This is a genomic window from Corynebacterium sp. Marseille-P4321 (genome assembly GCF_903645305.1).
Lineage (GTDB): Bacteria > Actinomycetota > Actinomycetes > Mycobacteriales > Mycobacteriaceae > Corynebacterium.
In genome coordinates this window covers 398,967-413,258 of record NZ_CAHJXO010000002.1, presented here as the reverse complement: position 1 = coordinate 413,258, position 14,292 = coordinate 398,967, and the positions used below count along the sequence as shown (strand labels likewise).

General features: G+C 64.4%; 12 protein-coding genes and 1 tRNA gene. 6 read left to right on the top strand and 7 right to left on the bottom strand.

What is annotated here, in order from left to right:
* Positions 1 to 10: 10 nt before the first annotated feature.
* Positions 11 to 1,228, bottom strand: coding sequence for an MFS transporter (locus tag HWX32_RS07255; RefSeq protein ID WP_175935342.1), 1,218 nt, complete (start codon positions 1,226 to 1,228; stop codon positions 11 to 13).
* A gap of 53 nt (positions 1,229 to 1,281) precedes the next feature.
* Here HWX32_RS07255 and HWX32_RS07250 point away from each other — a divergent pair, with 53 nt between their 5' ends.
* Positions 1,282 to 2,799 (top strand): multicopper oxidase family protein, encoded by a 1,518-nt coding sequence (locus HWX32_RS07250; protein ID WP_175935341.1) that lies wholly within the window; start codon positions 1,282 to 1,284, stop codon positions 2,797 to 2,799.
* A gap of 108 nt (positions 2,800 to 2,907) precedes the next feature.
* Here the strand turns inward: HWX32_RS07250 and HWX32_RS07245 are convergent, their stop codons facing one another.
* Together HWX32_RS07245 and HWX32_RS07240 are read right to left on the bottom strand one after the other, a co-directional pair.
* The gene (locus tag HWX32_RS07245; protein WP_175935340.1) at positions 2,908 to 4,623 is read right to left on the bottom strand and encodes a hypothetical protein; all 1,716 of its coding nucleotides are present in this window, start codon (positions 4,621 to 4,623) and stop codon (positions 2,908 to 2,910) included.
* Between the two features lie 203 nt (positions 4,624 to 4,826).
* The gene (locus HWX32_RS07240) at positions 4,827 to 5,444 is read right to left on the bottom strand and encodes a DUF3558 family protein (RefSeq protein WP_175935339.1); all 618 of its coding nucleotides are present in this window, start codon (positions 5,442 to 5,444) and stop codon (positions 4,827 to 4,829) included.
* A 437-nt stretch (positions 5,445 to 5,881) separates the two neighbouring features.
* Here HWX32_RS07240 and nadC point away from each other — a divergent pair, with 437 nt between their 5' ends.
* From nadC to mfd, 4 genes are read left to right on the top strand one after another with little or no spacing between them, the layout of a single operon-like run.
* Complete coding sequence (nadC, locus tag HWX32_RS07235) at positions 5,882 to 6,739, top strand: carboxylating nicotinate-nucleotide diphosphorylase (protein ID WP_175935338.1); 858 nt, start codon at positions 5,882 to 5,884, stop codon at positions 6,737 to 6,739.
* On the top strand, positions 6,736 to 7,692 hold the full coding sequence (gene nadA, locus HWX32_RS07230; protein WP_175935337.1) for a quinolinate synthase NadA: 957 nt from the start codon (positions 6,736 to 6,738) through the stop codon (positions 7,690 to 7,692). Before nadC ends, nadA begins: the two co-directional genes overlap by 4 nt.
* A 30-nt stretch (positions 7,693 to 7,722) precedes the next feature.
* Positions 7,723 to 8,352 (top strand): TetR/AcrR family transcriptional regulator, encoded by a 630-nt coding sequence (locus HWX32_RS07225; protein WP_075467110.1) that lies wholly within the window; start codon positions 7,723 to 7,725, stop codon positions 8,350 to 8,352.
* A complete protein-coding gene (gene mfd / locus HWX32_RS07220; protein WP_175935336.1) occupies positions 8,345 to 11,971 on the top strand; it encodes a transcription-repair coupling factor in 3,627 nt (1,208 codons plus the stop codon). The genes HWX32_RS07225 and mfd overlap by 8 nt, the downstream gene beginning before the upstream one ends.
* A 3-nt stretch (positions 11,972 to 11,974) precedes the next feature.
* Here the strand turns inward: mfd and HWX32_RS07215 are convergent, their stop codons facing one another.
* On the bottom strand, positions 11,975 to 12,595 hold the full coding sequence (locus HWX32_RS07215; protein ID WP_175935335.1) for a CPBP family intramembrane glutamic endopeptidase: 621 nt from the start codon (positions 12,593 to 12,595) through the stop codon (positions 11,975 to 11,977).
* Positions 12,596 to 12,669: 74 nt separating this feature from the next.
* Here HWX32_RS07215 and HWX32_RS07210 point away from each other — a divergent pair.
* Positions 12,670 to 12,746 (top strand) — tRNA-Leu (locus tag HWX32_RS07210).
* 1 nt (position 12,747) lies between these two features.
* Here the strand turns inward: HWX32_RS07210 and HWX32_RS07205 are convergent.
* The 3 genes from HWX32_RS07205 to HWX32_RS11410 are packed head-to-tail and all read right to left on the bottom strand — an operon-like array spanning position 12,748 to position 14,290.
* A complete protein-coding gene (locus HWX32_RS07205; RefSeq protein ID WP_175935334.1) occupies positions 12,748 to 13,002 on the bottom strand; it encodes a DUF3253 domain-containing protein in 255 nt (84 codons plus the stop codon).
* An 18-nt stretch (positions 13,003 to 13,020) separates the two neighbouring features.
* Positions 13,021 to 13,887, bottom strand: a complete 867-nt coding sequence (locus HWX32_RS07200) for a GDSL-type esterase/lipase family protein (RefSeq protein WP_175935333.1) — start codon at positions 13,885 to 13,887, stop codon at positions 13,021 to 13,023.
* 10 nt (positions 13,888 to 13,897) lie between these two features.
* Positions 13,898 to 14,290, bottom strand: coding sequence for an FAD-binding domain-containing protein (locus HWX32_RS11410; protein WP_368485904.1), 393 nt, complete (start codon positions 14,288 to 14,290; stop codon positions 13,898 to 13,900).
* Positions 14,291 to 14,292 lie beyond the last annotated feature (2 nt).

Below are 14,292 nucleotides of genomic sequence, written 5' to 3'. Positions count from 1 at the left end.
AGCATATCGTTTAGTTTTTGCCCGCCGAGACGTCTTTCAGGCGTGCCGCGCCAACCACGCCGACGTAGCCCACAACCGCCAGGAAAATCAGCGTCGCTTGGGTGCCGAATATCGACACCACGGAAGAGATCGCACCGACAACCAGCAGCACCACGCCCATCACGGCGTTGGAGGCGCCGGTGATCAGCGTGCGTCGATCGCCGTCTGCCATATCCACCAGGTAGGTCTTTCGGCTCACGCGCACCGCGGTGTGCGCGAGGTTGACCAGGAAGAAGCCGAGTGGCATCACCCACGCGTTCACGCCTTCGCCGAAAAGGCGCGCCGAGGCCACCAGCGCTACCAGCACCGTTGAGGCAAGACCCGCCGACCACGCCATAGTGCTTTTCGACGACCTGTCGGAGAACACCCCCGAGATCCTCCCACCAACCAGCGAAGCACCGCCGGAGGCAATGATGAAGGCGCCCAGGCCGGTGAGATCCGCGCCCTGCTCGCTTGCCAGCACCACGATAAACGGCGTGGACAGTGCGGTGACCAGCATGAGCGAGCGCACCAGCAGGAAGGCCTGCAGGTCGCGGTCGCCCTTCACTAACTGCCACAGTTGCCGCATCCCGGTGCGCTCGCCCCGTGTGTTCTCCGGTTCAGGCTCATCGATGCCGCGGAACACGAGCGAAGCCAGCGCCCACGTCGATGCGCCGAGCGCCAAGAGCCCCGCGAGCCCGGCGCGCGGCAGCTCCTTCGGCATGAACATGAGCACCAAACCAACGGCGAGGGTGAACCCGCCGGCGAGTGCCGTGGCGCGGCCGGTGATCTCCCCGCGGCGCCCCTTCGAGATGGTTCGCCCCTGCACGTCCTTGCCCGCAATCGAACACAGGGAGCGAAACAGCGCGAGCACCGCGAGCAGGGTGACGACGGCGACGCCGAGCGCGGAGCCGTCGAGAAGCAATGCGCTCAATGCGATGAGCCCCGCGGCGATCGCTTGGCCCCACGAACCGATGAGCCAAACCCGCTTGCGCGAGCGCTGCGACGTCACCCACGGCGACAGGAACGCCTGCGGCAGCATGGAGAGCGATTCACGCACCGGGACCAGCATCGACGTGAACGCGTGCGGCACCCCGGCGGCCGTAAACAGCCAGGGCAACACCGTCTTAGGAGCGACGATCTGGTCGCCGATGTTTTGCAACCCGTTCGACCAGATAAACCTGCGGGCGTTCGCTTCCTCGTTCTTCATACCTGCGGATAGTAAGATCATTGGCGCAATTGAGCGAACTTGGAGGAGAAACCATGGCAGTGACCCGCAGGACATTCTTCAAAGGAGCGGTGGTGGCGGCAACCGCAGCTGCCGCGGCATCCGCGGTCGCCGGGTGCTCAACCACATCCCAACCAGAACCGGCCGGCGCCGACTTCGACCCGCGCCCACTGCCCATCCCGCCGTTGTACGAAGGCACCCTCGAGGGCGATGTGCGCCGCTTCGAACTCACCGCCCAGGAAGGCGAGTACGAAATCGTGCCCGGCACCATGACCAAAACGTGGGGTTTCAACGGGCCCTGGCTCGGGCCGACCCTGTACATGCGCCGCGGCGAAAAGATCGACATGACGGTGCGCAACGACCTGCCGGAACCGACCATCGTGCACTGGCACGGCCTGCACCTGCCGGCCTCCGCTGACGGCGGCCCGGCCCTCATGTTCGACCCGGGGGAGACCTGGTCGCCCTCCTGGACCGTGGACCAGGCCGCCGCGACCTGCTGGTACCACCCGCACCCGCACCAAAAGTCCGCGCTGCACGCGTACCGCGGCCTGGCCGGCGCCCTCGTGGTCGACGACGACGATTCCGTCGTCCCCGGCCTGCCCAACGACTACGGCGTGGACGACATCCCCGTCATCCTCGGCGACGTGAAATTCACCGAGGACGGACAGCTCGACGAAGACGGCGGCAACCTCGGCGACACCCCACTGGTGAACGGCATCACCAACCCCCGCTTCGAAGCAACCACCCGGCGCGTCCGCCTGCGTGTGCTCAACGGCGCAATCATGCGCTACCACCACCTGAGCCTGGGCGTGCCGTTCAAGATCGTGGCCACCGACCAGGGCTTCCTACCGTCCCCCGTGGAGGTCGACGCGGTGCTGCTCAGCCCCGGCGAGCGCGTGGAAATTGTCGTGGACCTCGAGCCCGGCAAGGACCTCACTCTCCGCAGCGACGGATTGCCCGACAAGGCCGGGCTGCCCGACAAGGAAACCGCCGAGATGTACGGCGTGTACGACAAATTCGACCTGCTGGAGATCGCCGCACCGCCGGAGGACGCGCCCGCCTCGCCCGCGCTTACCGACGAGCTCGTCCCCTTCGAACTTCCCAAAGCCTCCAGCGTGGAGCGCGAGTTCCGCATGAGCGGCTCCGAGATCAACGGCAAGACCATGGACATGGCCCGCGTGGACTTCGCCGTGGACCACGACGCGCCGGAGATCTGGCACGTGACCAACGAAAACGACGACATGCTGCACAACTTCCACGTCCACAACGCGCGTTTTGCCGTGCAAAGCGTGGAAAACGGCACCGTCGAGTTCACCGACGGGTGGCACGACACCATTGACATCCCGCCCCTTTCCACCGTCACCCTGCTTGTGGATATCGGCTACTACCCCGACCCGACGCTCGCCTACATGTACCACTGCCACATGCTCAACCACGAGGATTCCGGCATGATGGGACAGTTCGTGGTGGTCGAACCAGGCCAGGAGCCTGACCTGGCGGTGCCCGAGTGGTACGAGGGGCACGCAGGGCAAGCAGATCACGCAGGGCACTAGCGCACTAGGGCACAAGGGCACAAGGCGGTTGCTGCGGCTCCCGCCTGAGACCCCGTTTGAGCCGGGGTTCGAGGTGGGGCTGGAGATGAGGCTCGAGATGGGGCTCGCCTAGCCGCGGACGTTGTGGCCGATGACCTCGGGCAGGAGCAGGGGAGCGTCGCCAAGCAATGCCTTGAGGTTGCCCTCGCGCTCCACCGCGCTGGTGACCGTCTTGACCTTCGGGATCTTGCCGCCCTCTTTTCGGTCCTGGTTCCGGCCAGCCATACCCATGGGCGCGCCAGCGATGCCCGCCGGGCGGGAACCGTGGGCGCCGTTTACGCCGTTTGCGCCAGCGGCCGAGCCGTGGGTGCCAGCCGCCGAGCCGTAGGCTCCGGTGCCGGTGACAGTGCCGGTGCTGCCTACGCCGCCCGGGTTGGCAGCGCCGTAGCCGCCCGCGCCGGGGTTGCCAAAGCCACTACCGAAGCCGCCCAGCCCGCCGCGACCCATCGCCGCGTTCGCACCTGCCGCGCCAGCGCTGAGCCCGCTGGCACTGCCCGCTCCGACACCTCCCGGGATGCGCCCCGCGCCGATACCGCCCATTCCCGCACCACGGCTTCCGCCTGACCCGAAAGCTCCACCAGCACCCGGCGTGTTTGGTCGCGTGCCCGAGAGCTGCCCCAGTCCGGGAGTGCCCGCTGTACCGTGACGGCCTTGGCTACCTGCCGTGCCCGGCCCGCCCGCGCCGCCGAGTGCCGCAGGCACGAACCCGTTCGTTGCACCAGCGACAGTAGGCGCGCCAGCCGCGCCGACCGGTGCGCCACCACCGACCTGCCCAAGCTGGGGCAAGGTGGACGGCGGAGGCATCGTTGGCGCCGCGGCGCTTGCAGCCTGAGTGGGCGTTGCGCCAGCAGCGATGGAGCGCATAACATCCGGATTCGCGTTGCCGAACTGCTGGGCAACCTCGCTGGGTGACTTTGCGTGTACCAGGTCACCGAGACCTCGCTGCATGAGCGCGTCGTGAGCCACCTGGGGGATGGGCGACTGGTCGAACGCTGGCGCCGACGGCACCGGGATCTCTGGTACCTGCATCGAGCCGCCGGGAAGCGCCTTAAAGTCGGGCAGGAGGCGGTTGAACTGGGGCACCGTTGTTGCCAGCCCACCTGTCGCTCGGGGCTGGTACACCGCGAGGTAGCTCATCTCGATCGTTTTCTTGAGCGCTGGGTTTGGCGCCGTGTTGTAAGCAATCATCGCCGCGTGGGTCATCAGCTTCTCGGACGCGGCGACGTCGGTAAGCATCTTCGCGTGTGCAGCGAGCGCCGTCGAGTTCGCGGAGTAGACCCGGCCCGCGTTCTGCACCTGCTGGATCGTGTCGATGGCACGCGAGACCCACTCCGTTTCAGCTGAGGACGCAAGCGCGTGCGTCGCACCGCTGAGGTCGTCCATCGCCTGGGACAGCAGAGTCGCGTTCGAAGCCCAGAACTCCGATGCCGCCAAAGCGAGCGCTGGCTCCGTTGCCTGGAACTTTCCATCCAACGCGATAAGGCTTGCTTCGAGGCCGGCTGCTGCCGGGGGAGTGGCGAAGGCGTTCGTCCGCGGATCCACAGACTGCAGAATCTGCGACGTTGCAAGAATGTGGTTCTGATTCATCGCCGCGACGTTGCGGAACGAGTTACCCAGCGATGCCAAAATGCCCGAGAACGAACCATCCGCCCAGATCGTGTTGTCCAGCGCTGTTTGGAGCGTGTCGGCGATGCCAAGCAAGTGGGTCGCGACCGCCTCCGTGGCTTCTGGTGCGTGAACGTCTGCAATCGTGCCGAGCGTCCTGCCCGAAGTTGAGAACCCCACGATCGGCGAGAAGTTGGATAGGGAGCTTGCACCGAGCAGGCCTGTCTGAAGCTTTAGGTTTTTGCTAGTTGCACGCAGAACACCAATGCTTTGACGAATTAATTCTGTATCGATCGCGACACGCATATTCCCCCCAGAAGATTTGAAGTTTCGTGCCGTCAAATCTAGTTACTCCCGCAGCCTCTGAAAAGGGGATGTCCACTTTAATGAACACTCAATTTTCCTACGCCCAGTAATGAGTCCATGTAACCAACGGCGAGATTGCAGTTCGCGTGAGAATCAGCCATTTCGGTCGCCAGAATCGCGATTGCGCCTCTGGAGGTATCTACCTGAGCCCAGCAACTTTCACCTACGCCTGATTTAGGGCCGTACGTGAAAATGGAGGGTTCGCGATCTGGAATCGAACTCGCGAATATTTCTGTTTGGTTCCCCACGTGTTCAACGTCCGCATCGTTATTAGTCAGCACCGCCGAGATGCCGACCAGGGGATCTTTCAATTCGCATGCGCTCCGGTTACCTAATAACCCCTTCATCTCCTCCGGCATCGGCTCCACATTCTCGAACCCCGCCGCCGCGAACTCGGCTGCGCTGATCTCGGTGCAGGGGTCGAAGAGGTCGTCGCCGAGGGCTTCTGGGTCGAAATCCCCGATTTCCAGAGTGCCGCTTTCAAACACGAACGCCTGCGGGGTTTCTTCGCCTGCCGAAACCGCACCAGGAGTTTCGGCGCCCGCCGCTGTCTGTTCCCCTTCGGCGCTGGAGCACCCCGCGACCCACATACTGGCGATCACTAACGTCATCGCAACCGATGCCTTCTTTTTCATGGTTCCCCCTCGAGCGGCACTTTTAAGTCTGCTCACATATTCCCCGAGTGGGGTGGGCCGGTCAACAGATAAGACAACGGGTTGCCGTTGCAAAGATCGGGACAAATGGCTCAAAAGGGCCCTTTTTCGAACAGAATTCCCGATTTCTGCAACGTCCACCCGGAATGTAGACCCCAGCACCCCGCGAGGCCACCCAGCCAAACCCCAGACCCCCACACCCCAGACCCCCACACCCCAGAACCACGAAACGCCCGCCACCAGCCTCGAAATGGCCAGCGACGGGCGTCAAAGGAAGCTTCCCCACCAGGACTCGAACCTAGAATGACGGTACCAAAAACCGTAGTGTTGCCGATTACACCATGGGGAACAGCAAGAAAATATTGTAGCCCACGTCTGGCAACCGCCCAACTGGGCCGGGAACTGGTCAAATGAAGGGCATGCAGACGAACAAGGAACCCTTAAACAAAGAAACGACGCTGAACCTCATCCGCCGAGGTTTCGAGGAGGACTTCGCGGACGGGCCGGACGTCACGGCGACGGCGACCATTCCGCAAGGCAAGCAGCTCACCGCGCATTTCACGGCGCGGCAGGAGGGTACGGTCGCGGGCCTTGCAATCATCGAGTGGGCGATGCACGAGCGCAATCCGGACATCAAGGTCACGTTCCACGCGCAGGACGGTGACCGTACGCAGAAGGGCACTAGGCTCGCCACGGTGGAGGGCAACGCCATCGACATTCTGGGGGCGGAGCGCACTGTGTTGAACCTGCTCACTTACGCCAGCGGTATCGCCACGCGCACGCGTCAGTGGGCCGACGCGATTGCGCACACGAACGCGAAGGTGCGCGATAGCCGCAAGACGCTGCCCGGCTACCGCGCGTTGGCGAAGTACGCGGTGCGCGCGGGTGGCGGGGTGAATCACAGGATGAGCTTGGGTGATGAGGCTTTGATTAAAGACAATCATGTCGCGGCGGTGGGGTCGGTCGCAGATGCTTATCGACGAGTACGTGACCGCTTCCCCGACGTCCCCGTCGAGACGGAGGTGGACACCATCGACCAGCTGGAGCAGGTGTTGGAGCTCAGGCCGGAAGTGGTGATGTTGGATAATTTTGATCCGGCTGGGGTCCGGGAGGGCGTCGAGAAGCGAAATGCCCTTTCTCCTGGCACGCTGATCGAAGCTTCTGGGGGTCTTACCCTCGAGGTGGCGCGCGAGTACGCCGAGACGGGCGTGGATTTCCTCGCGGTCGGCGAACTGACCCATTCAGTGCGTGTGCTGGATATAGGGTTGGACGTATGAGCTGGCAAGACGAAGTGAATGAACTCAAGGCGCAGCGCAACGCGGTCATCCTCGCGCACAACTATCAGGTGCCCGAGATTCAGGACGTTGCGGACTCCACGGGCGATTCACTCGCACTGTCGCGAATCGCCGCGGAGACTGACGCCGACGTCATCGTGTTCTGCGGTGTGCACTTCATGGCAGAGAGCGCGAAGATCCTGAGCCCGGACAAGACTGTGCTTATCCCCGATAAGGACGCGGGGTGCTCGTTGGCGGACTCAATCACCGCGCAGCAGCTTACTGAATGGAAGGCGGAGCACCCAGACGCCGTTGTGGTCTCCTACGTGAACACCACGGCAGACGTCAAGGCGCTCACCGACATCTGCTGTACCTCTTCGAACGCGGTGGACGTGGTTGAATCCATCGACCCGCAACGAGAGATCCTGTTCTGCCCTGACCAGTTCCTGGGCGCGCACGTGAAGCGCGAGACAGGCCGAGACAACATCCGAATTTGGCCCGGTGAATGCCACGTGCACGCCGGCATCAACGGCAAGGAGCTTGCGGAACAGGCTCAGGCGAACCCGGACGCGCCGTTGTATATCCACCCGGAATGCGGCTGTGCGAATTCCGCGATCTACCTCGCTGGGGAAGGCATCGTGGAGCCGGAGCGCGTGCGCATGCTCTCCACAGGCGGGATGCTCGACTCGGCACGCAGTGAGGGCAGCAGCACCGTGCTCGTGGCTACTGAAACCGGGATGCTCCACCAGCTCGCCCAGGCGGCTCCGGGCACCGATTTCAAACCGGTGAACCCGCGGGCAGAGTGCAGGTACATGAAGATGATCACGCCGGAAAAACTCGTGCGCAGCCTGCGCGAGATGCGCGACGAAGTCACAGTGGAGGCGGAGGTGGCCGACAGGGCCCGCGCCTCACTCGAGCGGATGATTCAGTTGGGGAATCCGGGTAGCGGAGAATAGACGTCGGCGGGGTCTCTAAGCTAGGGAACCATGGCTCGTACCCGGATGACCGCCTCGCAGCGGCGCGATCAATTGTTAGGCGTTGGTCGCGCCGCGTTTGCTGAACGCGGCTTTGACGGCATTTCGATGGAGGAGATCGCCGCGCGCGCCGGGGTGACCAAGCCGGTGGTGTACGAGCATTTCGGCGACAAGGAGGGCCTGTACCGCCAGGTGGTGGAGGCCGAGATGGCGCGGCTGGAGAAAACGATCCTCGGCGCGATTCAGGACGGCCCGTGGCGCGAACGCATTGAGCGCGGCGTGCTGGCCATCCTGACGTTCGTGGAGGAGGAGACGGACGGCTTCATCATCCTTGTGCACGGCCAGCTCCGCGGCGAGGAGAGGACGTACTCCACCATTTTGAACCGCGTGACCGCCGAGGTGTCGTACCTTCTGGCGCAGGCGTTCGCGCACCGCGGGTTGGATGAATCGGTGGCCGGGTTGTACGGTCAGGCCCTCGTGGGCACCGTGTCCAATACCGCGTTGTGGTGGTTGGATGAGCGCTCGCCGGACAAACACACTGTGGCTGCCCACGTGTCCAACCTGTGTTGGAACGGGTTGCGGGGGATGCAGGCGCAGCCGAAACTCAGCGAATTCCAGGAAGATGGTGCAACGCATGGCTGATTCGACCCCGCCGGTACTTGGTGGTCTGCTCACCTCGGCGCTGGAGGACCCCAAGCTGCAGGGGCTGGTCGCGCACGTCGGTGACGATCATTTGCACGTCACCGGCATTGATCAGGCGCGGGCCTGGACGGCTGGTGCGCTGGCCCGGGAGACCCCGTTGCTGCTGGTCACCGCAACCGGCCACGAGGCGGAGGACCTCACGGCGGAGCTGAAGGCGCTTATTGGCGACACCAAGGTGGCCCAGTTCCCGGCGTATGAGACGCTGCCGCACGAGCGTCTTTCACCCGCGGCCGATGTGGTGGGCCGTCGCGCGAAGGTGCTGTGGGACATGCCGCGAGTGGTGGTCGCGGCGGCGCGCGCTGTGTGCCAGCCGGTGCTGCCGGCGGTGGAGCCGATCCGCGTCGCAGTGGACCAGGAGTACGATTTTGAGTCGCTCGCCCGCGAGATGACCCACTTCGCGTATAAGCACGTGGATATGGTTGCGGCCCGCGGTGAGTTCGCCACCCGCGGCGGCATCATCGACGTCTTTCCCACCACAGCCGACAACCCGGTGCGCATCGAGTTCTGGGGCGACGAGGTCACGGATATGCGCACCTTCGCGGTGGCCGATCAGCGCGGCATCGAGGAGGTCGCATGCGTCGAGCTGTTCCCCGCGAGGCAGTTGCTTATCGACGACGCCGTGGCTTCCCGCGCCGACGAACTCGCACGCAAGTACCCTTCGAACCCGACCCTTTCGAGTTTGCTGGCCCGCGTCTCGGAGAAGACCCCGGCCGACGGCATGGAGGCGCTCATCCCTGCGTTGACGGACCAGCAGTATGCGGTGCTGCCGGAACTCATGCCGTCCGGTTCGATCGTGCTGGTGACCAACCCGGAGAAGGTCCGCGCCCGCATCGCCGATTTGGAGGCCACAGACCAGGAATTCCTCGAGGCTGGCTGGGAAGCCGCAGCCATGGGCGCCGAAGGCCCGGTCGCGGTTGAAGGCCTGGATGTTTCCGCATCGTCGTATCGCTCCTACGAGTCACTGGAAATATCGGCGCGCAAGGCGGGCAACGCTTGGTGGACGTTCGCCCCGCCGGGCATGTTCGCCGCGGACGACACTGAAACCTTGCCTCTGGAGTTCGAGGCGGCGCCGGCACCCAAAGGCGACCCGAAGGCTATCGAGCAGCTCTACGCCACGTTGAAACTGCACATCGGCCAGAACGCCGGCAAGGCCGCGTTTGTGGCACCGGCCAAGGGTACGGTCGAACGAATGGCGGAGCGCCTGCGCGAGCACGGCATCTCTGCGCGCATCGCCACCCCGGGGCTTGAACCGGTGGAAGGCGCCGTGACGATCTACCAGGCGCTTTCGCACGCCGGTCTCGTCTTCGGCGGGCCGAACCTGGTGGTAGTCACGGAGACGGACGTCACCGGCAACCGCGTCGGCGATATTGCCGGGGCGAAGCGACGCGCCCCGCGCCGCCGCAACCGCGTCGACCCGCTCGCGCTGCAACCGGGTGACTTCGTGGTGCACGATACGCATGGCATCGGCAAGTTCGTGAAGATGGCCGAGCGCACCATCAAGACTGGCGACGAAGCTTCGCGCCGCGAGTACATCGTCCTGGAGTACCAGCCCGCGAAACGCGGCCAGCCCGGCGACCAGCTTTGGGTGCCCATGGAGTCGTTGGACCTTTTGAGCAAGTACACCGGCGGCGAGCAGCCCCACTTGAGCAAGATGGGAGGCTCGGACTGGAAATCCACGAAGCGCAAAGCCCGTGCAGCTGTCCGCGAGATTGCGGGAGAGCTGGTGGAGCTCTACGCCAAGCGCCAGGCCGCACCCGGCCACGCGTTCGCGCCGGATACCCCGTGGCAGCACGAAATGGAAGACGCTTTCCCCTTCGTGGAGACGGAGGATCAGCTCACCGCCATTGAAGCGGTGAAGGAAGACATGGAAAAGCCCACGCCGATGGACCGCGTAATTGTGGGCGACGTCGGCTTCGGCAAGACCGAGGTGGCGGTCCGCGCCGCCTTCAAGGCGGTCCAGGACGGCGCCCAGGTGGCGGTGCTTGTGCCCACGACGCTGCTCGCGCAGCAGCACTTTGCCACGTTCAGCCAGCGCATGGACGGTTTCGGGGTGAACATCGCAGAGCTTTCGCGCTTTACCTCCGCGGCCGATTCGAAGAAGATCATCGCGGGGCTTGCCGACGGCTCCGTGGACGTGGTCATCGGTACCCACCGCCTCCTTGCCACTGGCGTGCAGTGGAAGAACCTCGGGCTGATCATTGTGGACGAGGAGCAGCGCTTCGGCGTGGAGCACAAGGAACACATCAAGGCGCTGAAGTCGCATGTCGACGTGCTCACCATGACCGCGACGCCGATTCCTCGCACCCTGGAGATGTCGCTGACCGGCATCCGCGAAATGACATCGATCACCACTGCGCCCGAGGACCGTCACCCGGTGCTCACCTACGTCGGCCCACAAGAGGACAAGCAGGTCGCGGCGGCGATCCGGCGCGAGCTGCTTCGCGACGGCCAGGTGTTCTACATTCACAACAAGGTCTCCGACATCGAGAAAACGGCGCGCCAGCTGCGCGAGCTCGTGCCTGAGGCCCGAGTGGTGGTGGCGCACGGCCAGATGAGCGAGCAGGTGCTCGAGCAGACAGTGCAGGGGTTCTGGAACCGCGAGTACGACGTGCTGGTGTGCACCACGATTGTGGAGACCGGCCTAGACATCGCGAACGCGAACACCCTCATTGTGGAAAACGCCCAGAACATGGGACTAAGCCAGCTGCACCAGCTCCGCGGCCGCGTGGGGCGCTCCCGCGACCGCGCGTACGCGTATTTCTTGTACCCGAAGGACAAGACGCTCACGGAGACCTCCTACGACCGTCTGGCAACCATCGCGCAGAACAACGATTTGGGCGCCGGCATGGCGGTGGCGCAGAAAGACCTAGAGATGCGAGGCGCCGGCAACGTGCTGGGAGCGGAGCAGTCCGGTCACATCGCCGGCGTGGGCTTCGACATGTACGTGCGCCTGGTGTCGGAGGCGGTGGAGACGTTCAAGGGCCTGATGAGCGGCGAGGCTATCGACGCCACCGACAAGGGTCCGAAGGAAATCCGCGTGGACCTGCCGGTGGACGCGCATATCCCGGAGACGTACATCAACTCCGAACGGCTGCGCCTCGAGGTCTACCGCAAGCTCGCCGAGGCCCGCGACGACGAGGCGCTCACCGCCGCCGCGGACGACATGGTGGACCGTTTCGGTGCGCTGCCGCAGGAAGTCGAACACCTCATGGCGGTGGCGCGGCTGCGCAACCAGGCCCGTCAGGTGGGCGTCGCCGACATCCTCACCCAGGGCACGCGCGTGAAGATCCACCCGGTGGAGCTGCCCGATTCGAAGCAGGTGCGGCTCAAGCGCCTCTACCCGGGGGCGAACTTCCGCGCCGCGGCGAAGACGCTCCAGCTGCCCATGCCGCGCGAATCGAAGGCGATTAACAGCCCGAACCTGCGAGACATGGAGCTGCTGCAGTGGGTCGCGGACGTGCTGGCCGATCTGCTCGGTGCCCCCGAAATCTCGGTTTCCGGCTCCACGGTGGCTCAGGAAACACAGGGGAAGAAGAAGGTCTTCAGCGTCAGCGAGTAGCCGCTAGAAAAAGTTCGGCAGAATGAGCAACATCCCGGTGCTCCACGTCAGGTGCACTGCGATGGGGGAGTACAGCCTGCCTGTGCGTGTGGCCTCGAAGTAGGTCACCGCGCTGAGCACGGCGGCTGCGAAGACCAGCAGCGGTACACCTATGACTACGGTGACCAGGCAGTAAAACAGGGTGGACCACACCCCGGCCTGCACCACGCTGTGTCCCCGGGCCACGAATTGGCGCGGCAGGGCGTCGCGGTAGACGAGCTCCTCGCCGATGCCGTTGACCACCAGCACGGTCAAGGTGAGGAAGTAGCCGCCTTTCTCGGGCGTGCTCAAGATCTGCTCAACCGGTTCGGCGAGGAACGGTACGCGGCTAACCACCACCGCGCCGAGCACAAACACCGCGGCCAGTGCTGCGCCAATGACCGCGCCCCTGATCAGATCGGCGGCCTTACCGGGCCCCGCAAGAACAGCCCGGTCGCCCCACACCCACCAGGCCGCCGCGTACACCAGGGCCGTGAACGCGGTTGCGATGAAGAATCCGGGGGATCCGTCGCCGGCCTGCCGTGATAGGAAGAAGCCGCACGCCGCAAGCACGCACGGCAGCAAGAACAACCACTTCCTGGTCAAAGGTGCACCTCCGTGAATCCAGTACCCGTAATTACTGCCATGGCGAAGCGGGGAAGTACGATTAGTCCCTGCGCGCCCCCATAGCCCAATTGGCAGAGGCAGCGGACTTAAAATCCGTTCAGTGTCGGTTCGAGCCCGACTGGGGGCACCACTTATTCGCCCCAGTGCGCTCCGCGGCGGATGCGGATCGGCCCCTTGGCGGTATCGATATCTACCTCGTTATCGCCCTGGGTGATACGCACAACTCCATGTTGCGCCAGCGCCCGGGCCGCGTCGCGCACCGGCTGCATCAGGTCGCGCCAGGTGTCTGCGTCGCCCACGTCGCGTGCTACCTCCGAAGGACAGATGGAGGAGGCCTCGTCGCGAGCTTGAAGCTTTTCGACGATCTCCCGTTCCAACCCATCCATCACCAAGCAACCTTCCTGTTAAATCGCCCGGGCAACCTGTGTGGCCACGTGGCGCGACCCTGCACGCGACGGGTGGAACACCATGTTGTACGCCGGGGTGGTGGTGTCAACGAAGCCGGCGACCCATCGCTCGGCATCTTTGCGCGCGCAGGTGCTGTGGTACTTCGACTGTTCTTTGATGTCAATGAATCGGGCGCCGACCGCCTTCGAGGCCGCGCGCTGATTATCACGGGTCCAGTTCTCCCACGTTTGCAGCGGCGCCAGCGGCACGCCGACCGGCATGTTCGGGATGACGTTGAAGGGGCAGACCGACTGCCCGCCGAAGCTTTCGGAGATGGAGAGCATACCGACCATCAAGATCCGCGCGTTCGGTGCCACGGCACGTACTTTGCCCACGGATTCGCGCACGCGGCTTACGTAGTGCGCCTGCACGCGCCCTTGGTCGTAGCCGGTACCGGAGACCACGACTGCGCCCGGCCAGTAATCGTTGAAGCCGAGGGAGAGCACAACAGTTTCGGTGCCTGGATTCACCGCGCCGTCTTGGATTGCGCGTTCCACACGCGCCGGCAGCTGTGAAGAGTTCAGGCCCGCGCACGACCAGTCCGCCACCTGGCGGCCGGTCATGCGCGCCAGCTGGCGTGGCCAGTTGTCGGGGCTTTGAAGGCAGTTTCCGGTGTTGGGGTAATCGCCGATAACGCGCTCGCTAGACGTTCTAAAGATGCGGCGAAACGTATTTTTGTACTGGTCCGGATTCGCGGTAAACGAGTCACCGAAGACCACCACGTTGCCGCGGGGCTGGGCCACGGCGGGGGAGGTGGGGGTGGCTACAAGGGCGAGGGCAGCGGCCGCGAAGGCAGCAAAAATGCGTTTCGTCTTATCGGTCACCTGTGGAACATTACCGGGTGTCTTTCATATCCTCATAAGCGGCCAGGGCGGTTTTTCGTGACTCCTTCACATCCACCATCGGTTCCGGGTACCCGGGCAGGAGCGCCTCGGGGCGCCATTTCGTCACGTACTTGCCGTCCGGGTCGAACTTCTCCTGCTGGGTCAGCGGGTTGAAGATGCGGAAGTACGGCGCTGCGTCGTCGCGGGATCCCGCGACCCATTGCCAGTTGAACAGGTTGGACGCCACGTCTGCGTCCACAAGCGTGTCCCAGAACCATTCCTCGCCGTGGCGCCAGTGGATGCCCAGGTTCTTCGTCAGCCACGAGCCCGCCACCATGCGCACCCGGTTGTGCATGGTGCCGGTGAGCCACAGCTCTCGCATCCCGGCGTCTACCAATGGCACGC

What these genes read in the sequence shown, in the direction of transcription:
- HWX32_RS07255 (WP_175935342.1), bottom strand. Translation starts at nt 1,228, where the DNA reads ATGAAGAACGAGGAAGCGAACGCCCGCAGGTTTATCTGGTCGAACGGG.
- HWX32_RS07250 (WP_175935341.1), top strand. Translation starts at nt 1,282, where the DNA reads ATGGCAGTGACCCGCAGGACATTCTTCAAAGGAGCGGTGGTGGCGGCA.
- HWX32_RS07240 (WP_175935339.1), bottom strand. Translation starts at nt 5,444, where the DNA reads ATGAAAAAGAAGGCATCGGTTGCGATGACGTTAGTGATCGCCAGTATG.
- nadC (WP_175935338.1), top strand. Translation starts at nt 5,882, where the DNA reads ATGCAGACGAACAAGGAACCCTTAAACAAAGAAACGACGCTGAACCTC.
- nadA (WP_175935337.1), top strand. Translation starts at nt 6,736, where the DNA reads ATGAGCTGGCAAGACGAAGTGAATGAACTCAAGGCGCAGCGCAACGCG.
- HWX32_RS07225 (WP_075467110.1), top strand. Translation starts at nt 7,723, where the DNA reads ATGGCTCGTACCCGGATGACCGCCTCGCAGCGGCGCGATCAATTGTTA.
- mfd (WP_175935336.1), top strand. Translation starts at nt 8,345, where the DNA reads ATGGCTGATTCGACCCCGCCGGTACTTGGTGGTCTGCTCACCTCGGCG.
- HWX32_RS07205 (WP_175935334.1), bottom strand. Translation starts at nt 13,002, where the DNA reads ATGGATGGGTTGGAACGGGAGATCGTCGAAAAGCTTCAAGCTCGCGAC.